We start from the raw sequence: 23,704 nt of genomic DNA on the forward strand, positions 1-23,704 counted from the left end.
TAAAAAGCCCGCTCATTTGAGCGGGCTTTTTATTCAGCGCTATTTACCAGCCGCAGTTGCGGCCTTCGTTTTGTTTATCTAAATATGTTTGTAATGGTGCAAAGTAATCGAGCATTGCTGTTGCATCCATTTGCGGCTTACCTGTTACAGTTTCAAGCGCTTCTTGCCAAGGGCGAGATGAACCCATTTCAAGCATAGCGTTTAGCTTATCCCCTGCTTCTTTTGAATTATAAATAGAGCAGCGATGAATGGCTTTATCGTTACCGGCAATTTCACATAAGCTGCGATGAAACTCAAATTGTAAAATATGCGCTAAAAAGTAACGTGTATAAGGCGTGTTGCCCGGAACGTGGTACTTAGCACCCGGATCAAAGTCGTTTTCGCTACGTGCGATAGGCGCTTGTACTCCTTGGTATTTTTCACGTAGTTCCCACCATGCTTTATTGTAATCTTGCGGCTTTACTTGCCCTGAAAATACCTGCCAACGCCATTGATCAACCATTAAGCTAAATGGCACAAAAGCCACTTTATCAAGTGCCATTTTCATTAATAGACCAATGTCTTTTGATTCATCAGGTACTTGCTCTAGTAAGCCAATTTCTTTTAAGTAGCCTGGTGTAACCGAAAGGGCAATGGTGTCGCCAATGGCTTCATGAAAACCATCGTTGGCACTTTCTTGATAAAATAAAGGCTGTTTGTTGTAAGCGCGCTGATAAAAATTGTGGCCTAGCTCATGGTGAATAACAGAGAACTCTTCGCCCGTGCGCTGAATACACATTTTAATACGTAAATCGTCTTTGCTATCTATATTCCATGCAGATGCATGACATTGCACGTCTCTGTCTTTTGGTTTTACAAACAGTGAACGCTCGTAAAATGTCTCTGGTAGTGCATCAAAACCCATTGAGGTAAAAAAGTTTTCAGCCCCTTTGACCATTTTAAGTTCGTCGTAATTATTTTGAGCTAATAACTCGGTTACGTCGTAACCCGGATCGGCGTTTTCTGGTGCAACTACATCGTAAATGTTACCCCATGCTTGCGCCCACATATTACCGAGTAAGTGCGCTGGTATTGGCTGATCTTGAGGTACTTTGTCGGTGCCGTACTTTTCACCTAACTTTGCGCGAACATGGCAATGTAGCGAGTTATAAAGTGGTTTAACTTGGCCCCAAATACGGTCAAGCTCAGTGGTAAAGTCATCAGCAGGCATATCGTATTTACTGCGCCACATAGCGCCCGTATCGGCATAACCAAGCTCCTTTGCACCTTCGTTGGTAAGTGCTACTTGTTGCTCGTAAAGTGGGCGCATGGGTTTTGATATTTCACGCCAGCCTTGCCATAAATCAAGTAGTTCGTTGTAATCTCGGCTGGTGGCCATTTTTGAGGTCATGTCGCCAAGGCTTAAACAGCTGCCATCTTCTTTACAGTATTTACCTTTACCATATAGCCCGCCAAGCTCTGCGACAATTTGTGAAAGCTTCGCTGTTTTATCAGCGTCTTGTGGGGCTGGAAGTGTAAGTGCTAGTTTTAGTTTATCAAGCTTACGGCGAGCATCGTAATCAAGCTCTAGTTCGTCGTATTTTGCAGCTTCATTTGCTAAACGCACGACTGTTTCGGTCATTTTACGGTTAACTTCAGCCGATAGAGCAGATGTATCGTGAGTAATAAAGTTTGCGTAAATCCACTCTGCACGGCTCGATTCTAAATAAAGTGCACTTAGTTCTTTTTCTGTGTTTGTTATAAATGTATTTGCATCTTTAGCTGTTACAGCTTTTTTAGTGTGTGGTGAATCGGTAGTGTCAATAGATACTTGCGCATCGCAGGCCGTTAAAGCAAGAGTACTTGCTACCATTAAGGCGCTCATACTTAGTTTAAATCTAAAAGGGGTCATGCTATTCCTTTAATTTATTGTTATTAAAACGTTGATAATAGCAGTGATGTTTAAAACAATAAAATGAATGCGTTAAGGCTCACGACTCGTCGTGCAATGATTGTATTTAAATTAAGATGGGTCATAATTAAGTTACTATTTTCATTCAATGTGTAAGGAATGTGCGCATGTTAATATTTATAATATTGCTGGTCGTGGTGGTGGTTATTTTTGCGGTTAAAGATATTCGCCTAAACTTGATTAGTCGTCCTACGTTTAAAATGTTCAAAAAGGTGCTTCCGCCATTATCGCAAACAGAGCGAGAGGCAATGGAAGCAGGTGATGTTTGGTGGGATGGTGAGTTATTTAGTGGTAACCCAGACTGGCAAAAACTGCACCACTTTCCAAAACCAGAGCTTAGCGATAAAGAAAACGCATTTATGGCTAACCAAGTAGAAACCTTATTGGCGATGCTTGATGATTATCAAATTGTACAAAAAGACAAAGACTTACCAAAAGAAGTGTGGGATTACCTAAAAACAGAAGGTTTTTTTGCACTGATCATTCCTGAAAAATTTGGCGGTCGTGAGTTCTCAGCAATTGCTAATTCGACGATAGTGTCAAAAATTTCGACTAAAAGCTTAACAGCCGCAGTCACTGTTATGGTGCCTAATAGCTTAGGTCCGGGCGAGTTACTTCTTCACTATGGCACTAAAGAGCAGCAAGATCGTTGGCTGCCAAGTTTAGCTAATGGTACAGATGTTCCTTGTTTTGCATTAACGGGGCCAGAGGCGGGCTCTGATGCTGGCAGCATTCCTGATTCAGGCGTTGTGTGTATGGGTGAGCACAATGGCGAGCAAGTAATGGGCCTGCGTTTAAATTGGTCAAAACGTTACATTACGCTTGCACCAGTGGCTACTGTACTCGGCTTAGCATTTAAAATGTATGATCCAGACGCTTTATTAGGTGATAAAAAAGAGCTAGGTATAACGTGTGCGCTTATACCAACCGATCATCCGGGTGTTGAAACGGGTGAGCGTCATTATCCCCTTAATATGGCCTTTATGAATGGTACCACTTACGGTAAAGATGTATTTATACCACTGGACTGGATCATTGGTGGTCAAGAGTGTGCAGGGCGTGGCTGGAGAATGCTTGTTGAGTGTTTAAGTGCAGGGCGTGGAATATCACTACCAGCATTAAGTGCAGCAACTGGGCATTTAGCTTCAAAAATGACATCGGCATATGCCATGGTACGCCAGCAGTTTGGTGTATCTATAGGGCAATTTGAAGGCGTGCAAGAGGCACTTGCGCGTATTGGTGGTTTAACTTACACACTTGAGTCGTGCAGATTAATGACCGCAGGTGCGATTGATTTAAAATTAAGCCCATCGGTTGTAACAGCGATTGCTAAATACCATATGACTGAAATGGGTCGTACGGTAATGAATGATGCAATGGATATTCATTCAGGTAAAGGAATTCAAGTAGGGCCTAATAACTATTTGGCGCATGGCTATATGGGGATTCCAGTATCAATTACAGTAGAAGGCGCGAATATTCTAACGCGTAATTTAATGATATTTGGTCAAGGTGCAACGCGCTGCCACCCATTTGTTTTAAAAGAAATGGAAGCCGCTGCAATGGAAGATGACGACGCAGCACTTGAACAATTTGATGGTTTATTAATGAACCATATATTATTTGCAGCAAGTAATGCAGGCATGGCATTTGTGCATGGCTTAACACGTAGCTACTTTGCTAAAGCGCCTGTAGGTGGTGAAACGGCTATTTATTATAAACAACTGAGTAGAATGAGCCGAGGCTTAGCTATTTGTACAGACGTTGCAATGTTAATGCTTGGCGGTGAGCTCAAACGTAAAGAAATGATATCAGCGCGTTTGGGTGATGTATTAAGTCATTTGTACTTAGCATCAACTGTTTTAAAACGTTATGAAGATGAAGGGCGCCAACAAGCTGATTTACCATTTGTAAAATATGCAATTGAGAACTCATTATTTGAAATTGGCCAAGCGTTTAATGGCTTCTTTAAAAACTTTTCAAATCCGGTTGTGAATTTTATCCTTAAACGTATCGTGTTCCCGCTTGGAAACCATTACCACAGACCAAGTGATGAAATAGCACAAAGTATTTGCGAGCGTATGACTCAACCTGGTGTATTTAGAAACCGCTTAACGCATTTATGTTATGTAGATGAAAATGCAGGTACAGGGGTCATGGAAAGCGCATTTTTAGCTATGCATGATATGCAAGTGCAGTTTAAAGACTTAAAACAATGGCAGCGTAAGGGCAGTGTGCCTGCAACGCTTGATATTGAAGGTGCTATAAATTATGCGCTTGAAAATAAGTTGTTAGAGCAAACGGATGCTGATGCAATGCATCATGCTAATAAGCTACGTAAGAAAGCCATTGCAGTTGATAACTTTCAACCTGGTGAGCTGTAGCGCAGTACTTTGAATACTAGGGCGTGTTGACCTTTCGTGGTTGAATTTGCAGCAGACTGTTTGGTTTTTAGGCAAGGCAGAGCCTATGTAGTGTGGTTATTCCCCATAAATAGGCGATAACGCAGCATAAATGCCAAACATACGCTGCCCTTTGGGTTCTTTCTAGGGATGATTAACTCTTTGTTGCTCGGTTTTTACTTAGCCCACTAGGTTACAAACCTCGCGCCGCGATTAAATCGCCCCTAGATTGAACAAATTTCAATCCACAAAGATCAACACGCCCTGCTAAAACGAAAAAGGCCTTACGAATGTAAGGCCTTTTTTATGTTTAATTCATTTATTTTTAACGAGCGTAAGGGTCGGCAACAATTTTATCTATATACCATTTTCCCTTTTTACGAAGCATTTTTACACTGCGCATTTCGTCAATTTTATCACCATTTAAATAGCCGGTAAAAATAAGGTTTATTTTAGCGTTATCGCCGTATTGTTCACGGACGCTCATATTGGTCATATCAACTTCAATGGTGACTTCATCGTATTGCATATTAACTAAGTTACGGGAAAACTGTTTAGCGGTGCCGTAGGATTTCATTATACGTGTAAGGTTGGGGGTTGCCATGGTGCTGGCTTTTTGAAGGTCTTGCTGGTTATAAAGCGCATCAAAATAAGCGGTTGCTGTATCGCCTGGAGTATCGCCAAGTGTTTTGGTATCGTCACCACAGGCTGATAAAAATAAACAGATGACCAAACTTAATAAACTCGTGATTTTTTTCATATTAATTATTATTAATTAGTTTTTTTAAAGTGTGTGGTTTATCTATGCAGATGTAAAGGTATGGCAGGCAATAAATAGAAAATTGGATAATAAATAATAAAAAAGGATGCCTAAAGCATCCTTCTAAAAATCTTAAAATTACTTATTGTACTAGTTCTTGTTCACTAAACTCTTCATCAAACATTGGGCTTGATAAGTAGCGCTCAGTTGCACTAGGGAGGATAACAACAATATTTTTATCTGCGTTTTCAGGCTTTTCAGCAATTCGCTTAGCTGCAACAACCGCTGCACCTGACGAAATACCTACTAAAATACCTTCTTTTTTCATTAACTGATGCGCCATTGCAATTGCGTCTTCGTTAGATACAAGCTCTGCGCCATCAATTAAGTCCATATCTAAGTTGCCAGGAATGAAGCCAGCACCAATACCTTGGATTTTATGAGGACCTGGTTTAATTTCTTCACCGGCAAGCGTTTGGCTAATAACTGGAGAGTTAGTTGGCTCAACAGCAATAGACTTAACGTTTAGACCTTTTTCTGTTTTAAGGTAACGGCTAACACCTGTAATAGTACCACCAGTACCTACACCGGCTACAAAAAAGTCTACTTTGCCATCAAGCGCATCATAAATTTCAGGGCCTGTTGTTTCAAAGTGAATTTTTGGGTTTGCAGGGTTTTCGAATTGTTGTAATAAAATATACTTATCAGGTGCTGTTGCTTGAATTTCTTTTGCTTTTTCAATTGCGCCATTCATACCTTTTGCACCGTCGGTAAGTACTAGATTTGCACCTAATGCTTTTAATAGCTTGCGACGTTCTAGGCTCATGGTGTTTGGCATAGTAAGCGTTAACTTGTAACCACGTGCTGCTGCAACAAATGCAAGTGCAATACCGGTGTTCCCAGATGTTGGTTCAATAAGTTCTTTACCTTCAACAAGCTGACCTGACTTTTCAGCTTCCCAAATCATCGATGCACCAATGCGGCATTTGATACTAAAGCTTGGATTACGAGATTCAACTTTAGCGTATACATTCCCACCTGTAACACGGTTAAGTTTTACCAGCGGTGTATTACCGATGCTTAGTGAGTTATCTTCAAAAATAGTAGACATAATGTTCCTTTGGATGCAATCTGATCAACGTGTTAATAGCCTTTGCTATTAACTATATAAACACACTTTACTGTGAGTTTAAAAAAACTAAAGTAAAGTTTGGCTATAACATATATCTATTGGGCTTATAACCAGTCGAAATAAAAATCAATTATTAGCGGTGCTTTAGTTATTATAGGTGCGGGCTTAATTTAAAATTTAAAGAGTAAAACTTCGTTTAGTCAAAAAATGTTCAAAAGAGTATTGAATTAAGCTGTGTTTGTTCAATATTTGTGCATATGAATGTAACTTGAATAGTTTTATCACACAATGCGTCTAAAACATGATAAAAACATGTATCTAAATTCAATTAAGCAATCACAATGAAATTAATCTTAAAATTAATTGCCGGTATTGTGGCCGGTATCCTAGTTGGACTATATGTACCTATAACTGGTGTTGAACTTTTATTCACAGTAAAAGAGCTGATTGGTCAAATTATCTCCTTTACCATTCCACTTATTATATTATTTTTTATTGCATCAGGTATTGCAGGCCTACCAAAAGGGTCTGGTCACTTACTTGGTAAAACAGTCGGGTTTGCTTATAGCTCTACAATTATTGCAGGTACGCTTGCATTTTTATTAGTAAGTGCTGTTATCCCTTTTTTAAGCGGTGGTATTACATTCGAGGCAGAAGTTGCTACAGAAATTGGCAGCTTTATTGATTTAGAAATTCCACCTTTGATGGGGGTAATGACCGCATTAGTAACTGCTTTTGTATTTGGTATAGGCATGAGCCAATTAGAGCTTGATACGCTTAAAAAGGTGTCTGATCAGGGCCGAGATGTGATTGACGGATTATTATCAAAAGTAATTATCCCTGCTTTACCATTTTACATTGCAGGTGTATTTGCCGAAATGACGGTAGCGGGTACTGTGGTAGATACACTGCGAACATTTGGCGTAGTACTAATTGCAGCGCTTGTTATGCACTGGTTATGGTTAAGCGTTTTATATATAGCGACAGGTGTACTATTAAAACGTAATCCAATCGAATTAGTTAAAAATATGCTACCAGCTTACTTTACAGCGTTAGGTACTATGTCAAGTGCAGCAACGATTCCAGTATCGCTTCAATCAAGTAAAGCAAATAACGTTAAAGAAGATGTAGCAAACTTTACCGTACCACTTTGCGCGACTATTCACTTATCTGGCTCAACTATCACTATAGTAACCTGTGCAATGGCTGTTATGTTTTTATCGCCAAGCATGGAAGTCCCTTCATTAATGGGTATGCTACCGTTTATTATGATGTTAGGTGTAGTAATGATTGCAGCACCAGGTGCTCCAGGTGGCGCAGTTATGTCGGCGCTTGGTTTATTAACAAGCATGCTTGGGTTTAATGAAGGCGCGGTTGCATTAATGATTGCACTTTATTTGGCACAAGATAGCTTTGGTACTGCGTGTAATGTAACGGGTGATGGTATCATTGCGTTATGGGTTGACAGATTTAGCGAAAAATCGTCATCTTAAACTATCAGGGCGAGGCAATAATATTAGTTATTGTTTCGCTTTATGTATGTTACTGTGGCAAATTAATTTAATTAAATTGCATGTTGTTAGGTAAGTGAGGATGTTCCATTGATTAATGTACTTTTAGTTGATGACCATGAACTTGTACGAACAGGAATAAAGCGTATTCTTGATGATGTACGAGGGTTTAAAGTAATTGGTGAAGCTAAAACTGGCGAAGAGGCTGTACAGTTTTGTCGTCAGCATGCGCCAAACATAGTATTAATGGATATGAATATGCCAGGCATGGGCGGATTAGAAGCGACTAAAAAGATTTGTCGTTACTGCCCTGATGTAAAAATTATTGTGCTTACCGTTAACTGTGAAGACCCGTTTCCGAGTAAAGTAATGCAAATTGGTGCACATGGCTTTTTAACTAAAGGTGCTGGCTCTGACGAAATGGTGCGTGCCATTCGTTGTGTTCATGCCGGTCAGCGTTATATTGCTCCTGAAATTGCACAGCAAATAGCACTTGCGCAAGTGACAGGTCGCACAGACGAAAATCCTTTTCAGAGCTTATCTGAACGCGAACTGCAAATTATGCTTATGATCACTAAAGGTGAAAAAGCACAAAATATAGCTGAGCGTTTAAACCTAAGTTCAAAAACAGTAAATAGCTATCGCTATCGTATGTTTGAAAAGCTAAATGTAGGTGGTGATGTTGAGCTTACCCATTTAGCAATTCGTCATAAAATGATTGATATAGACGTTTCGTACTAACTATAATTTATGTCTGAATTTGATCACGTACATTTTCTCAAAACGCTATCAAGTGAGCCGGGTGTATACCGCATGCTTGATAGTGACAACCAAGTTATTTATGTTGGTAAAGCTAAGCATTTAAAAAAGCGTGTGAGCAGTTACTTTAGAAGTAACATTACCGATAGCAAAACACGCGTTTTAGTGAGTAATATTTGTGACATCGAAGTCACACTCACTAATACTGAAACAGAAGCGCTGCTGCTTGAAAATAATCTAATAAAAAAATACCAGCCTCGCTACAACATATTATTACGCGACGATAAGTCGTATCCCTATATTTTATTAACTAGCCATAAACACCCTCGTTTAGCGTTTCATCGTGGCAGCCGTAAAATTAAAGGTGAGTACTTTGGACCTTTTCCGAGCGCGGGAGCTGTATCTGAGAGCTTGCGGTTAATGCAAAAAATATTTCCTGTTCGTCAATGTGAAGATGCTTATTACCGCGCAAGAAGTCGCCCGTGTCTGCAATATCAGCTTAAGCGTTGCTCAGCTCCGTGTGTGAATAAAGTTACGGATGATGATTACAGCGAGCAAGTTGACTATGTCCGTAAGTTTTTAACGGGTAAATCTCACGAAGTTATTGCTGATTTAATAAAAAAAATGGAAGCAGCCAGCCTACAATTAAATTTTGAACTGGCGGCAAAAGTTCGCGACCAAATAATGCTACTTCGTCAAATGCAAGAGCAACAGTCTATATCAGGTAATTTTGCTGAAATGGACGTAGTTGGTTTTGCCCATTTAAATGGTTTAAATGGTATTCATTTATTAATGATCCGCGATCACAAAGTATTGGGTAGTAAAACGTATTTTCCAAAAGTACCTAAAGATTCGAGTGAGCAAGAAATATTGACCTCATTTTTAGGACAGTACTATTTAGCGCCAGGAGCAACAGGGCGTATTGCAAAAGAAATCATATTACCGTTTGAAATAGAAGAGAGCGGGGCACTCGGTGAAGCACTCACACAAATAAGTGAGCGCAAAGTAACACTCAAAGTAGTTACCCGTGGTGAGCGTGCTCAATACTTACAACTGGCCAATAAAAATGCATTAAACAGTATTGCAGTTAAGCAAAGTACCCAAGACTCTATTAATAAACGTTATGCACAATTAAAAGCAACACTGCGACTTGATGATATTACCCGAATGGAGTGTTTTGATATAAGCCACACCATGGGTGAGAACACTGTTGCAAGTTGTGTTGTATTTGACTCACAAGGCCCAAATACGAAAGAGTATAGGCGCTATAATGTAACGGGTATAACCGGTGGTGATGATTATGCTGCAATGGAGTTTGCACTTAATAAGCGTTACAACAAATTAGTAGATGAAGACAAAATTCCAGACGTTATCTTTATTGATGGTGGTAAGGGGCAACTGGGGCGCGCGGAGCAGTACTTTTCTAACTGGCCACATACAAAAATGCCTTTGTTAGTAGGTGTTGCTAAAGGTACTAGCCGTAAGCCAGGCCTTGAAACACTATTAATTGACGGTGGTCGAAAAACCATTCCTATGGATTCAGATGCACCTGCGCTACATTTAATACAGCATATACGTGATGAATCTCATCGTTTTGCAATTGCAGGTCATCGTAATAAACGCCAAAAACAACGTACGCAATCACTACTAGAAGAAATAAATGGAGTCGGTTCTAAGCGTCGGCAAACATTATTAAAATATTTAGGGGGCATGCAGGGAGTAAAAGCTGCTAATATAGAACAGTTAAAGAAAGTTCCTGGGATCAGCTCTGACATGGCTGAGAAGATATTTAACCATTTGCATGACAAGGGCTAGCCCTACATGCGAATATAGCAAAAAAGACATATCCAAGTAGTTATGTGGAATATTCCAAACACACTCACAACATTTAGACTTTTTCTTATCCCCGTTTTTTTGGTGATATTTTATTTGCCTTATAGCTGGGCTTTTTTTGCTGCCGCCTTTATTTTTTGGCTTGCATCAATCACCGATATACTAGACGGTTATTTAGCAAGAAAGCTTGAGCAATCAACCCCTTTTGGTGCTTTTTTAGATCCTGTTGCTGATAAAGTAATGGTATGTGCCGCACTTGTAGCGTTATCTGATCAGTATCAGTCAATGTACATGACAATACCTGCTCTTATTATAATAAGCCGTGAAATTATCATATCTGCACTTCGTGAATGGATGGCAGAGCAAGGCAAGCGTGGTAATGTCGCAGTATCAAACATGGGTAAAATTAAGACGGCTGCACAAATGTTAGCCATTATTGGTTTGATTTGGCAATATGATACATGGATGAACTATTTAAGTTTTGGACTACTGTACATTGCGACCTTTTTAACCTTGAGTTCTATGATGCAATATTTACGTGCAGCATGGGGTGAATTGACTAAAAATTAACTCTAAATGTATAATAACGCACCGTTTTAGATAAAAAACAAGCAAACAGTTCAAAACTAGCATTTTTTGTATTGACGCGTTTAATAATCTCTGTAGAATGCGTCCGTGTTGAGAGGGCATAGCCCCCGAGATAAACGAAACGGTAATTAATCAGTTACCTGAATGTTCACATAAATCATCATGTGCTAATTCAAATAACTGATAAATAAAATGCGGTACTAGCTCAGTTGGTAGAGCGCGACCTTGCCAAGGTCGAGGTCACGAGTTCGAGCCTCGTGTACCGCTCCAAGTTTATCTTAAGGTTAATACCCCGTACTGGGGCGGAATGGCAGAGTGGCCATGCACCGGATTGCAAATCCGTCTACCTCGGTTCGACTCCGGGTTCCGCCTCCATTTCAACACTCCACACGCTTTAATTAGCAAACTCGATGCCCGAGTGGTGGAATTGGTAGACACAAGGGATTTAAAATCCCTCGACTAACAAGTCGTGCCGGTTCAAGTCCGGCCTCGGGCACCACTTTGTGGTTTAATTGCATTACCAAGTGTAATTTATAAAATGGTTAATTTAGAATTAATATGATGCGGTACTAGCTCAGTTGGTAGAGCGCGACCTTGCCAAGGTCGAGGTCACGAGTTCGAGCCTCGTGTACCGCTCCATATTAGTTTTATCCACTTGCTTTAAATAGCAAACTCGATGCCCGAGTGGTGGAATTGGTAGACACAAGGGATTTAAAATCCCTCGACTAACAAGTCGTGCCGGTTCAAGTCCGGCCTCGGGCACCACTTTAAATTGTTTAACCAAGATAATTTAAAGTTGATAAAATAGTATTTTGCGGTACTAGCTCAGTTGGTAGAGCGCGACCTTGCCAAGGTCGAGGTCACGAGTTCGAGCCTCGTGTACCGCTCCAAATTATTTGGAAACATTTAGGCGGAATGGCAGAGTGGCCATGCACCGGATTGCAAATCCGTTTACCCCGGTTCGACTCCGGGTTCCGCCTCCATATAATTTACTCCACACGCTTTAATTAGCAAACTCGATGCCCGAGTGGTGGAATTGGTAGACACAAGGGATTTAAAATCCCTCGACTAACAAGTCGTGCCGGTTCAAGTCCGGCCTCGGGCACCATCTTTATTCAAATCCTCAGATTAAATTCTAAATTGCTTCTAATTTTAAAACATTCAAAAATTATTCTTACTTAAATTCTCTAATCTTATTTTTAATACCTACTTACCTTTAAAATCTATTTCTTTTTAATATCTTAGAGTTTCACCATCATACATTTATAAAGCTGCCTGTTTGTATTTAACAGTTACTACTTTTATCCCAGCTGGTTAATTAACTGAATTGGTATAAGAGCACCTGTTTATAACAAAGCAAAAATCAGAACGCTGGTTATTTAATTTTCATGGCAATTACTCCTGTACCTAAGTTTTAACGAGGGGTGGCATTAATGAATGTAATAGAAGTGCGGTGTCTAAAATAAATTTAAGGTGGGAGTATAGGGAATGCGTTAAGCACTTAGTTATACCAATTGCGAAGATTTTATAAGCGACCTTTGAGGATCGCTTATAAAGGATAAATTGTTATTGCAGTTTACTCTGAGCTTTGTAAATTGGATACTCGCTCAACAAGCCTTGGATAAGCGCAACACACATTAAAATAAGTACTATTGAAAACGGTAAAGCTGTAGTAACTACGCCCGACTGAAGCGCTTGCAATGCTTGCGAGCCACCAACCCAGAGTAATACTGCTGCAATCACGCCTTCGACTGTAGCCCAAAATATACGTTGTGGCACTGGTGCATCTATTTTACCGCCCGCAGTTATACCATCTATTACAAGCGATCCTGAATCAGACGACGTTATAAAAAACACCAAAACGAGTGCTATAGAAATAATAGAAATAAAACTAGAAAGAGGTAACTGCTCGTATACTTGAAATAAAGTCACTGAGATATCAGTTAAACCATTTTGTCCAAGTGGGCCAACTTTATCTATAACTTGTGTAATTGCCATATTTCCGAACACGCCCATCCAAACCAAACTAAGAAGCGTTGGTAGGCCAATGACGACGAGTAAAAACTCGCGTACAGTGCGTCCCTTTGAAACTCGAGCAATAAACATCCCAACAAACGGCGACCATGATATCCACCATGCCCAATAAAACACAGTCCAAGAGTGCATCCAATCTTCATCGGGTCTATTGAATGGATTACTCAAAGGTACAAAGTGCTCTACGTACGCCCCAAGGGTAAACCAAATAGCAGTAATTGCATCAGAGAAAGTAAGGGCAATAACAGCTAATAATAAAATAAATGCACAAATTAAATTAACATTGCTCAGTACTTTAACACCCCCCTCAATACCTCTAATAACTGAGGAAATTGCAATGCACGTTACTAAACCAATAACAGATATTTGAAAAGCGGTCCCGTAATCAGTGCCTAGCAGGTAATTTATCCCGCTGGTAGCTTGTTGAGCGCCAAGGCCTAGCGATGTAGCTAAACCAAATAAAGTAGACAGTACAGCGAGTATATCTATGATATGACCAAGCCACCCCCAGGCGCGATCACCAAATAATGGATAAAAAACCGAACGTATAGATAAAGGAAGGCCTTTATTAAATGCAAAAAAAGCCAAGCTTAATCCAACAACTGCGTAAATCGCCCATCCATGTAAACCCCAGTGGTACATGGTTGCACCCAAAGCTAATGAGTGTGCTTGCGGTGAATTTGGCTCAACGCCCATAGGCATATGATACCAACCAGTATAATATGCAGTTGGCTCAGCAACTCCCCAAAACAGTAAGCCAATCCCCATGCCTGCTGCAAAGAGCATTGAAAGCCATGACATGTAACCATGTTCTGGACGAGCTTTTACGCCACCCAACCGAATTTTACCTAAAGGAGAAAATGCTAAAATAACGCAAAAGATCACAAAGGCATTGGCTAGTAACATAAAGTAACTATCAAATTGATTAATTATTGCGTCTTTAGTCGAGGTTAGTGCATCACGGGTAACGGTAGGGTCAAAAACTAGGGTAAGTATTACAAATAAAACAACTAAGAAGGCGCTTATACCAAATACTGGGTTATGGATATCAAATCCCCACTTTTGTACATTATCTTGCCCAACTTGGTAATCAGTAGTGTCTATACTGTATTTTTTTGTCATGTCATCCATCGGATCTCCTTTTTATAGATAACTTAATTCATATATCCTACGTAATTAAATATAAAATAGTTTTAAAATTAATATAACTTTTATTTATAAGCAATGAGATGATTAAGCGTAGTATTTGTTATTTTAGAACTAAAAAAGCGAGCCGTAGCTCGCTGATTATTTTCTATTCCCAGGCCGCTGGGTCAACCTCTTTAGCAAGTTTAGGATGCTTACTTTTGTCAAAGGTGGGTATTAAGCCCTTTTTGCGTTGTTCGTTATAGTCTTTTGAAAGCCATACAACAACACCTGAAAGCATAAATAGCGCTATAACGTTTACAATGGCCATTAAACCCATTGATATATCTGCCAGCGTCCAAATTAAACCAAGCTCACCAACAGCACCAAACATCACCATACCTAAAACAACAAGTCTAAAGATAAACATACCTTTATTAGAGTTGTGCTCTAAAAACATTAAATTTGTTTCAGCGTAAGAGTAATTAGCCACAATAGAAGTAAAAGCAAAAAACAATATAGCAATAGCAATAAAGTAAGTACCCCAGTCGCCGACATGTTCTTGTAATGCTGCTTGTGTAAGTTCAATCCCCATAACACCAGATTCAGGTACTAATTGCTGCGATAGTAAAATAAGAGAAGCAGTCGCTGTACAAATAACAATAGTATCAATAAATACGCCTAACATTTGCACATAACCTTGTGATGCTGGGTGAGGAGGGTAAGGTGTCGCAGTAGCCGCGGCATTAGCTGCACTACCCATACCAGCTTCGTTTGAGAATAAACCACGCTTTATACCTTGGATCATCGCTTGTGTAACACCATAACCAATAGCACCAGCACCAGCTTGTTCAATACCAAAAGCACTTTTTATAATAAGCACTAGCACATCTGGTAGTGCAGTAAAGTTAATGGCGCATACATAAAGTGCAACCAGCAGGTAAGCTAATGCCATAAATGGCACAACCATTTCAGCAAAGCGAGAAATTGTTTTTAGGCCACCAAAAATAATGATGCCAGAACCAATAACCAAGCAAATGCCTACTATATACTTAGGTACATCAAACGCTACTTCAAATGCTGCAGCAATAGAGTTTGACTGTACTGCGTTAAATACTAAACCAAAGGCTAAAATTAAACATAACGAGAATAAAGTTCCCATCCAACGTTTGCCTAGACCGTTTTGCATATAATAAGCAGGGCCACCTCTAAAATTACCATCTGCATCTTTTGTTTTATAAGCCTGAGCTAGAGTACTCTCGGCAAAACTTGTAGCCATACCTATTAATGCAATAAGCCACATCCAGAAAATAGCACCTGGGCCACCTAGGTATAAGGCGACAGCAACACCTGCCATATTGCCAGTACCGACACGAGCTGCTAATGAAGTACAAAAAGCCTGAAAGGATGAAATTTCGTTATCGGCACATTTACGAGAACCAAACATAACTTTGAACATATGTGGGAATTGCACAAATTGAATAAAGCCTAGTCGAAAAGTAAAGAAGAGGCCCGCTGCTATTAATAAGTAGACGAGAACTTGCCCCCATAGAAGGGCACTTATACTATTTATTATGTCTGTCATGGATACTGCCTAAATACATGAGTTAAAAAAAGTGACCGCAACTTATCACATCAGGATAAAAGTGTTTAGTTTTAAAGTTCAAAAACAGAGTTATCAACAGGGTTTTGTGGGTAACCTGTGTCTATCGTGTGCACTTGCTTGGGGCTTAATTTTAATTACTATTTTATGCAAATAACGCTTGCGTAAAATCCGCCGCTCCCTATAATGCGACCCCAATGAGGCGGGATATGGCGACGCGCAGCGGACAACGCATAGCGAGGCACGAACTACTCAGAGAGTTAAATAAAACTTCGGTTTTAAATCTTCTAAAAAGAAAGTTTAAAACAAAGTGTTGACTCGAAAAATAAAGGGTGTATTATTCGCATCCCTTGAGACGCTAAAGCGACTCAAAACGTTCTTTAACAATATAAAGCAATCATCTGTGTGGGCACTCGTACAGATTGAGTTCTAACAGCCAACCTACTTAGGTAGCGAGGCAAACAAATTAGAGTCTCAATTGAAACTGAGTGACCAACAGAATAGTTATTTCGGTAATTATTCGGCACAGTCAATTCAATATCGAAAGATATTAAAAAATTCAGAATTCATTGAGCTGTCGAAAGACATAAAACTTTTTAATTGAAGAGTTTGATCATGGCTCAGATTGAACGCTGGCGGCAGGCCTAACACATGCAAGTCGAGCGGTAACAGAGAGTAGCTTGCTACTTTGCTGACGAGCGGCGGACGGGTGAGTAATGCTTGGGAACATGCCTTGAGGTGGGGGACAACAGTTGGAAACGACTGCTAATACCGCATAATGTCTACGGACCAAAGGGGGCTTCGGCTCTCGCCTTTAGATTGGCCCAAGTGGGATTAGCTAGTTGGTGAGGTAATGGCTCACCAAGGCGACGATCCCTAGCTGGTTTGAGAGGATGATCAGCCACACTGGGACTGAGACACGGCCCAGACTCCTACGGGAGGCAGCAGTGGGGAATATTGCACAATGGGCGCAAGCCTGATGCAGCCATGCCGCGTGTGTGAAGAAGGCCTTCGGGTTGTAAAGCACTTTCAGTCAGGAGGAAAGGTTAGTAGTTAATACCTGCTAGCTGTGACGTTACTGACAGAAGAAGCACCGGCTAACTCCGTGCCAGCAGCCGCGGTAATACGGAGGGTGCGAGCGTTAATCGGAATTACTGGGCGTAAAGCGTACGCAGGCGGTTTGTTAAGCGAGATGTGAAAGCCCCGGGCTCAACCTGGGAACTGCATTTCGAACTGGCAAACTAGAGTGTGATAGAGGGTGGTAGAATTTCAGGTGTAGCGGTGAAATGCGTAGAGATCTGAAGGAATACCGATGGCGAAGGCAGCCACCTGGGTCAACACTGACGCTCATGTACGAAAGCGTGGGGAGCAAACGGGATTAGATACCCCGGTAGTCCACGCCGTAAACGATGTCTACTAGAAGCTCGGAGCCTCGGTTCTGTTTTTCAAAGCTAACGCATTAAGTAGACCGCCTGGGGAGTACGGCCGCAAGGTTAAAACTCAAATGAATTGACGGGGGCCCGCACAAGCGGTGGAGCATGTGGTTTAATTCGATGCAACGCGAAGAACCTTACCTACACTTGACATACAGAGAACTTACCAGAGATGGTTTGGTGCCTTCGGGAACTCTGATACAGGTGCTGCATGGCTGTCGTCAGCTCGTGTTGTGAGATGTTGGGTTAAGTCCCGCAACGAGCGCAACCCCTATCCTTAGTTGCTAGCAGGTAATGCTGAGAACTCTAAGGAGACTGCCGGTGATAAACCGGAGGAAGGTGGGGACGACGTCAAGTCATCATGGCCCTTACGTGTAGGGCTACACACGTGCTACAATGGCGCATACAGAGTGCTGCGAACTCGCGAGAGTAAGCGAATCACTTAAAGTGCGTCGTAGTCCGGATTGGAGTCTGCAACTCGACTCCATGAAGTCGGAATCGCTAGTAATCGCGTATCAGAATGACGCGGTGAATACGTTCCCGGGCCTTGTACACACCGCCCGTCACACCATGGGAGTGGGTTGCTCCAGAAGTAGATAGTCTAACCCTCGGGAGGACGTTTACCACGGAGTGATTCATGACTGGGGTGAAGTCGTAACAAGGTAGCCCTAGGGGAACCTGGGGCTGGATCACCTCCTTATACGATTTAGAACTTATTTGTTCGTAGTGTCCACACAGATGATTGTTAATTAGTACTTGTTCTTCGGAATAACTAATTAATATGCTCTTTAAAAATTTGGAAAAGCTGATAATAAAATTCTGATAGATACATTGTATTTATCAAGAGTTTTCAAAAGTAAAAAAGAATGGTAGCAGTACCATTCAGTGCCATTTGATTAACGTTTTACGTTGATTGATTGGTATCTACTTTAGTATTCAATATTAACTTCTGGCGAAGTTAAGCTGTCACAAAACAAAGACCCGTTTGGGTTGTATGGTTAAGTGACTAAGCGTACACGGTGGATGCCTTGGCAGTTGGAGGCGATGAAGGACGTATTAACTTGCGATAAGCCTAGTCAAGCTAGTAAAAAGCGCTTGAGACTAGGATTTCCGAATGGGGAAACCCACCTGCTTGCAGGTATCGTTAACTGAATACATAGGTTAACGAGGCGAACGCGGAGAACTGAAACATCTAAGTACCCGTAGGAAAAGAAATCAACCGAGATTCCGAAAGTAGCGGCGAGCGAAATCGGAACAGCCCTTAAGCTTATTATGTGTTAATGGAAGGCTCTGGAAAGTGCCACGATACAGGGTGATAGTCCCGTACATGAAAAGACATTTTAAGTGAAATCGAGTAGGTCGGAGCACGTGAAACTTTGACTGAATATAGGTGGACCATCATCTAAGGCTAAATACTCCCAACTGACCGATAGTGAACCAGTACCGTGAGGGAAAGGCGAAAAGAACCCCTGTGAGGGGAGTGAAATAGAACCTGAAACCGTGTACGTACAAGCAGTAGGAGCCCACTTGTTGGGTGACTGCGTACCTTTTGTATAATGGGTCAGCGACTTATATTTTGTAGCGAGGTTAACCGAATAGGGTAGCCGTAGGGAAACCGAGTCTTAACTGGGCGAATAGTTGCAAGGTATAGACCCGAAACCCGGTGATCTAGCCATGGGCAGGTTGAAGGTTGAGTAACATCAACTGGAGGACCGAACCCACTAACGTTGAAAAGTTAGGGGATGACCTGTGGCTAGGAGTGAAAGGCTAATCAAACCGGGAGATAGCTGGTTCTCCCCGAAATCTATTTAGGTAGAGCCTCGGACGAATACTTACGGGGGTAGAGCACTGTTAAGGCTAGGGGGTCATCCCGACTTACCAACCCTTTGCAAACTCCGAATACCGTAAAGTAATATCCGGGAGACACACGGCGGGTGCTAACGTCCGTCGTGAAGAGGGAAACAACCCAGACCGCCAGCTAAGGTCCCAAAGTCATAGTTAAGTGGGAAACGATGTGGAAAGGCCCAGACAGCCAGGAGGTTGGCTTAGAAGCAGCCATCCTTTAAAGAAAGCGTAATAGCTCACTGGTCGAGTCGGTCTGCGCGGAAGATGTAACGGGGCTAAACTATGCACCGAAGCTGCGGATTCAGAATTTATTCTGAGTGGTAGGGGAGCGTTCTGTAAGCGGTTGAAGGTGTACCGGGAGGTATGCTGGACGTATCAGAAGTGCGAATGCTGACATGAGTAACGATAATGGGAGTGAAAAACTCCCACGCCGGAAGACCAAGGGTTCCTATCCCATGTTAATCAGGGTAGGGTAAGTCGACCCCTAAGGCGAGGCCGAAAGGCGTAGTCGATGGGAAACAGATTAATATTTCTGTACTCGATATAATTGCGATGGGGGGACGGAGCAGGCTAAACAAGCATGGCGTTGGTAGTCCATGTGAAAGTGAGTAGGTTGGCGACTTAGGTAAATCCGGGTTGCTATTAAGACTGAGACACGAGACGAGTCACTACGGTGATGAAGTTGTTGATGCCATACTTCCAGGAAAAGCCTCTAAGCTTCAGATTATATGGAATCGTACCCCAAACCGACACAGGTGGTCAGGTAGAGAATACTAAGGCGCTTGAGAGAACTCGGGTGAAGGAACTAGGCAAAATCGTACCGTAACTTCGGGAGAAGGTACGCTCCTATCTGTGATGAGACTTGCTCTCTAAGCGGACGGGAGCCGCAGTGACCAGGTGGCTGGGACTGTTTATTAAAAACACAGCACTGTGCAAAATCGCAAGATGACGTATACGGTGTGACACCTGCCCGGTGCCGGAAGGTTAATTGATGGGGTTATCCTTAGGGAGAAGCTCTTGATCGAAGCCCCGGTAAACGGCGGCCGTAACTATAACGGTCCTAAGGTAGCGAAATTCCTTGTCGGGTAAGTTCCGACCTGCACGAATGGTGTAACCATGGCCACGCTGTCTCCACCCGAGACTCAGTGAAATTGAAATCGCAGTGAAGATGCTGTGTACCCGCGGCTAGACGGAAAGACCCCGTGAACCTTTACTACAGCTTGGCACTGAACATTGAACCTACATGTGTAGGATAGGTGGGAGACTTTGAAGCAGCGACGCTAGTTGTTGTGGAGTCGTCCTTGAAATACCACCCTTGTAGTTTTGATGTTCTAACGTTGGCCCCTGAATCGGGGTTACGGACAGTGCCTGGTGGGTAGTTTGACTGGGGCGGTCTCCTCCTAAAGAGTAACGGAGGAGCACGAAGGTTGGCTAAGTACGGTCGGACATCGTACGGTTAGTGTAATGGTAGAAGCCAGCTTAACTGCGAGACAGACACGTCGAGCAGGTACGAAAGTAGGTCATAGTGATCCGGTGGTTCTGAATGGAAGGGCCATCGCTCAACGGATAAAAGGTACTCCGGGGATAACAGGCTGATACCGCCCAAGAGTTCATATCGACGGCGGTGTTTGGCACCTCGATGTCGGCTCATCACATCCTGGGGCTGAAGTCGGTCCCAAGGGTATGGCTGTTCGCCATTTAAAGTGGTACGCGAGCTGGGTTTAGAACGTCGTGAGACAGTTCGGTCCCTATCTGCCGTGGGCGTTTGAGAATTGAGAGGGGTTGCTCCTAGTACGAGAGGACCGGAGTGAACGAACCGCTGGTGTTCGGGTTGTCATGCCAATGGCATTGCCCGGTAGCTACGTTCGGAACTGATAAGCGCTGAAAGCATCTAAGCGCGAAGCAGGCCTCGAGATGAGTTCTCACTAGACTTTTAAAGTCTCTGAAGGGCCGTTGAAGACTACAACGTTGATAGGCAAGATGTGGAAGTGGTGTGAGCCATTAAGCTAACTTGTACTAATTACCCGTGAGGCTTAACCATACAACGCCAAACGCGTTTTATGCGACAGTTTAGACAGAAGTTAATATAACTAAAGTAGATATTACTTAAGAAAGACTTAAAAAATATTATCAGATATTTTCCAAATTCAGTTAGTGCGTAGCGATACGAATTAACGCCCTAATTTGCTTGGTGACAATAGCGTTTTGGACCCACCTGACTCCATGCCGAACTCAGTAGTGAAACGAAACAGCGCCGATGATAGTGTAGCATTTGCTATGTGAAAGTAGGACATTACCAGGCTTCAAATTGTAGAGACCCGTTACAGCAATGTGACGGGTTTTTTGCTGTCTGGGATTTAGTAAATAGCCAAGAGCCCATGCAGAACTAAGTAGTGAAACCAAACAGCTCGAAGGCGAGCCCCGGCCAACGATAGTGTAGCATTTGCTATGTGAAAGTAGGACATTGCCAGGCTTCAAATTAAAGAAACCCGTTACAGCAATGTGACGGGTTTTTTGCTGTCTGGGATTTAATAAATAGCCAAGAGCCCAAACCACACTCAGCAGTGAAACAAAACAGCTCGAAGGCGAGACCCACTGAAGGCCGCCCTGACACAAAGAGAGTGCAGCATTTCACTGTGGCTCTCCACCGCTGTGGGCACTACGACATCTTACTGCGTAGCGCACCGACCTCAAATTGTAGAGAGCCCGACTAGAAATAGTCGGGCTTTTTTATGTCTGCAGAAAAGTAAAATACGCGTAATTAACATCCACTCACATCAACACCCATCACGTAGATCGGGTGAGCTTAGCGACTTCTGGCGTTAATTTAATTTTTTTATTTTTTATAAAAGCTAACTACTTTCATTTCCTTAGATAACAAATTTAATTTTGCTTTGTTACTGTCTTTGATTTAGGATCAAATCAGTTTAAAACCAAGAACTAACAGCCTGTGTATAGATTATTAATTAGCGCCATATCCATTTTATTTTGTTTTTCTGTGTCGGCAGTTGAAGTAACTGATCTATATCAAGATATTTTAAAAGTGGATGACAAAACACGAGATACTCGATTAGCTGCGAGTCGTAAAGCTTTGCTTAATGTTTTAGTGAAAGTAAGCGGTGATGAAACTGCAGATCAAAATAAATTAGCACAGCAACGTACTAAAGATATTTCTGATTATATGCTTAAGTTTGAATATGACGAGAGAGCAAATGGACAATTGAAACTCGTTGTTAAATTTGAAGCTCGAAAGATCAACGCGCTAATCAAAGAGTTAAACTTACCTTTATGGGGAGTACAACGTCCATTAGTCGCAATATGGTTAGGTATTGAAGACAATTGGCGCAGAGAATTGGTAACACAAGAAAGTTACCCGCAGTTAGAGCAGTTAATTTATGACAAAGCAGGGCGTCGTGGTTTACCTGTCGTTGTTCCATTACTTGATTTACAAGATCGACGTCTAGTAGGTATTCCTGAGGTGTGGGGTAACTTTTCAGAACCAGTAGAAGAGGCCTCTATACGCTACAGCGCTGAGCGAAGTATTACAGCTAGAATGTATAAAGAAGCAGATAGCGAAAATTGGATTTTAGATTGGCGTTTTACTAATGATGATCAATTTGATTCAAATCGATTAACGGGTGAAAAACAGCAAATAGTGAGCCAGATGATTGACACCTTAGCGCGAGGCCTTGCAAGCGAGTATGCAATTGATCCAAATGCTTATTATGAACAAGCAACTGCTACGCTCACGCTAAAGGGTACACAAAGTTTTGTTGATATAGAATTAGCGAAACGAAGATTATTGAGCCTAAGTGTTGTTACGCAAGTCAAAATTGTTCGTAAAACACCGGAATTTGTTGAATTTAAACTAAACCATACTGGTAACTTGAGTGATCTTAAAAAAGGGTTAGGGCTAGACTCTTCATTTAAAGATTATGAGGATCCACGCGCATTTTATCATGTTGTTGATAAAAATAGCTTAGAGTATCAATGGGTAACACCATAATGCTAATGTCTGAGCCGATGCAAATGGCACTACCGGTTACTTTACCGGATGACGAAACATTTGCATCGTATTTTGGGGGAGAAGACTCTTTGGAGGTTAATCACCTAAAAGATAGCTTTTCCAAATTAGCAAAAACGTTTCAGTATACATACCTATGTGGTTTAGGTGATTCGGGCAAGTCTCATCTTTTATATGCAACCTGCATAAAAGCACAAGAGCGTGGCTTATCTAATATGCTACTGTCTATGCGCGAAGTAATTGACTTTGGACCTATGGTATTAGACGGTTTAGAAGCGCTTGATGTTCTATGTATTGATGACGTGCATTTAGTTGCAGGGAATGATGCGTGGGAAAAAGCACTATTTAACTTTTTTAACCGGTTTAACGAACCCGGCAAAATGTTAGTAGTAACTGCTGATTTACTTCCTAGCATGCTCAATATATCTCTGCCTGATTTAGAGTCTCGTTTAACGTGGGGAACAACCTTTCAAATTCGTTCTATGAGTGATGACGATAAAGCACAAGCACTTGTTAAGCGCGCTCACATGCGCGGCCTTGAATTAAGTGATGAGTGTGCACGCTTTTTATTAACCCGTTTAAGCCGTGATATGCGAGCTTTATTAGATGTACTCGACAAATTAGATCATGCATCTATGGCTGCACAGCGAAAATTAACTATTCCTTTTATAAAATCAACGTTAAAGCTGTAGTAGGTCTAGAAT

The 23,704-nt window shown here is 41.7% G+C and carries 12 protein-coding genes, 8 tRNA genes and 3 rRNA genes; 18 read left to right on the forward strand and 5 right to left on the reverse strand.

Going from position 1 to position 23,704, the window contains the following annotated elements:
• Nucleotides 1-43 precede the first annotated feature (43 nt).
• Nucleotides 44-1,891, reverse strand: a complete 1,848-nt coding sequence (locus tag AC5NT5_RS06295) for a M2 family metallopeptidase (protein ID WP_335676628.1) — start codon at nucleotides 1,889-1,891, stop codon at nucleotides 44-46.
• Between the two features lie 167 nt (nucleotides 1,892-2,058).
• Between AC5NT5_RS06295 and AC5NT5_RS06300 the strand changes: the two genes are divergently transcribed.
• On the forward strand, nucleotides 2,059-4,335 hold the full coding sequence (locus AC5NT5_RS06300; RefSeq protein ID WP_335676629.1) for an acyl-CoA dehydrogenase: 2,277 nt from the start codon (nucleotides 2,059-2,061) through the stop codon (nucleotides 4,333-4,335).
• A gap of 343 nt (nucleotides 4,336-4,678) precedes the next feature.
• Here the strand turns inward: AC5NT5_RS06300 and AC5NT5_RS06305 are convergent, their stop codons facing one another.
• Together AC5NT5_RS06305 and cysK are read right to left on the reverse strand one after the other, a co-directional pair.
• Nucleotides 4,679-5,113: a hypothetical protein gene (locus tag AC5NT5_RS06305; protein WP_002963139.1), complete on the reverse strand. Its 435-nt coding sequence runs from the start codon at nucleotides 5,111-5,113 to the stop codon at nucleotides 4,679-4,681.
• 142 nt (nucleotides 5,114-5,255) lie between these two features.
• Complete coding sequence (gene cysK / locus AC5NT5_RS06310; RefSeq protein WP_002963138.1) at nucleotides 5,256-6,224, reverse strand: cysteine synthase A; 969 nt, start codon at nucleotides 6,222-6,224, stop codon at nucleotides 5,256-5,258.
• A gap of 362 nt (nucleotides 6,225-6,586) precedes the next feature.
• Here cysK and AC5NT5_RS06315 point away from each other — a divergent pair, with 362 nt between their 5' ends.
• The 12 genes from AC5NT5_RS06315 to AC5NT5_RS06370 all read left to right on the forward strand — a co-directional run bounded on the left by AC5NT5_RS06315 (nucleotide 6,587) and on the right by AC5NT5_RS06370 (nucleotide 12,044).
• On the forward strand, nucleotides 6,587-7,738 hold the full coding sequence (locus AC5NT5_RS06315; protein WP_182696260.1) for a dicarboxylate/amino acid:cation symporter: 1,152 nt from the start codon (nucleotides 6,587-6,589) through the stop codon (nucleotides 7,736-7,738).
• Between the two features lie 108 nt (nucleotides 7,739-7,846).
• Nucleotides 7,847-8,497: a UvrY/SirA/GacA family response regulator transcription factor gene (gene uvrY, locus AC5NT5_RS06320; RefSeq protein ID WP_002963136.1), complete on the forward strand. Its 651-nt coding sequence runs from the start codon at nucleotides 7,847-7,849 to the stop codon at nucleotides 8,495-8,497.
• Between the two features lie 9 nt (nucleotides 8,498-8,506).
• Nucleotides 8,507-10,330, forward strand: coding sequence for an excinuclease ABC subunit UvrC (gene uvrC / locus AC5NT5_RS06325; RefSeq protein WP_335676630.1), 1,824 nt, complete (start codon nucleotides 8,507-8,509; stop codon nucleotides 10,328-10,330).
• Between the two features lie 42 nt (nucleotides 10,331-10,372).
• Nucleotides 10,373-10,918, forward strand: coding sequence for a CDP-diacylglycerol--glycerol-3-phosphate 3-phosphatidyltransferase (gene pgsA, locus AC5NT5_RS06330; RefSeq protein WP_032827134.1), 546 nt, complete (start codon nucleotides 10,373-10,375; stop codon nucleotides 10,916-10,918).
• A 212-nt stretch (nucleotides 10,919-11,130) separates the two neighbouring features.
• Nucleotides 11,131-11,206: transfer RNA gene (locus tag AC5NT5_RS06335), tRNA-Gly, on the forward strand.
• 31 nt (nucleotides 11,207-11,237) lie between these two features.
• Nucleotides 11,238-11,311 (forward strand) — tRNA-Cys (locus tag AC5NT5_RS06340).
• A 37-nt stretch (nucleotides 11,312-11,348) separates the two neighbouring features.
• Nucleotides 11,349-11,435 (forward strand) — tRNA-Leu (locus tag AC5NT5_RS06345).
• A gap of 64 nt (nucleotides 11,436-11,499) precedes the next feature.
• Nucleotides 11,500-11,575 (forward strand) — tRNA-Gly (locus tag AC5NT5_RS06350).
• A gap of 39 nt (nucleotides 11,576-11,614) precedes the next feature.
• Nucleotides 11,615-11,701, forward strand: a tRNA-Leu gene (locus tag AC5NT5_RS06355).
• Between the two features lie 49 nt (nucleotides 11,702-11,750).
• Nucleotides 11,751-11,826 (forward strand) — tRNA-Gly (locus AC5NT5_RS06360).
• Between the two features lie 19 nt (nucleotides 11,827-11,845).
• Nucleotides 11,846-11,919: transfer RNA gene (locus tag AC5NT5_RS06365), tRNA-Cys, on the forward strand.
• A gap of 38 nt (nucleotides 11,920-11,957) precedes the next feature.
• Nucleotides 11,958-12,044 (forward strand) — tRNA-Leu (locus AC5NT5_RS06370).
• Nucleotides 12,045-12,502: 458 nt separating this feature from the next.
• On the opposite strand, the gene AC5NT5_RS06375 is transcribed toward AC5NT5_RS06370, so the two are convergent.
• Together AC5NT5_RS06375 and AC5NT5_RS06380 are read right to left on the reverse strand one after the other, a co-directional pair.
• Complete coding sequence (locus tag AC5NT5_RS06375) at nucleotides 12,503-14,101, reverse strand: BCCT family transporter (RefSeq protein WP_335676844.1); 1,599 nt, start codon at nucleotides 14,099-14,101, stop codon at nucleotides 12,503-12,505.
• 163 nt (nucleotides 14,102-14,264) lie between these two features.
• Nucleotides 14,265-15,680, reverse strand: coding sequence for an alanine/glycine:cation symporter family protein (locus AC5NT5_RS06380; protein ID WP_039488519.1), 1,416 nt, complete (start codon nucleotides 15,678-15,680; stop codon nucleotides 14,265-14,267).
• Nucleotides 15,681-16,295: 615 nt separating this feature from the next.
• On the opposite strand from AC5NT5_RS06380, the gene AC5NT5_RS06385 reads away from it, so the two are divergent.
• The 5 genes from AC5NT5_RS06385 to hda all read left to right on the forward strand — a co-directional run bounded on the left by AC5NT5_RS06385 (nucleotide 16,296) and on the right by hda (nucleotide 23,692).
• A 16S ribosomal RNA gene (locus tag AC5NT5_RS06385) occupies nucleotides 16,296-17,831 on the forward strand.
• 296 nt (nucleotides 17,832-18,127) lie between these two features.
• Nucleotides 18,128-21,017: ribosomal RNA gene (locus AC5NT5_RS06390) — 23S ribosomal RNA — on the forward strand.
• Between the two features lie 146 nt (nucleotides 21,018-21,163).
• Nucleotides 21,164-21,278 (forward strand): 5S ribosomal RNA (gene rrf / locus AC5NT5_RS06395).
• Together the 16S, 23S and 5S rRNA genes form the textbook arrangement of a ribosomal RNA operon.
• A gap of 648 nt (nucleotides 21,279-21,926) precedes the next feature.
• On the forward strand, nucleotides 21,927-22,982 hold the full coding sequence (locus tag AC5NT5_RS06400) for a DUF8605 domain-containing protein (protein ID WP_494514355.1): 1,056 nt from the start codon (nucleotides 21,927-21,929) through the stop codon (nucleotides 22,980-22,982).
• A complete protein-coding gene (gene hda, locus AC5NT5_RS06405) occupies nucleotides 22,982-23,692 on the forward strand; it encodes a DnaA regulatory inactivator Hda (protein ID WP_002960693.1) in 711 nt (236 codons plus the stop codon). The genes AC5NT5_RS06400 and hda overlap by 1 nt, the downstream gene beginning before the upstream one ends.
• Nucleotides 23,693-23,704: the final 12 nt, after the last annotated feature.

Source organism: Pseudoalteromonas sp. J2K-J599, from assembly GCF_059295115.2.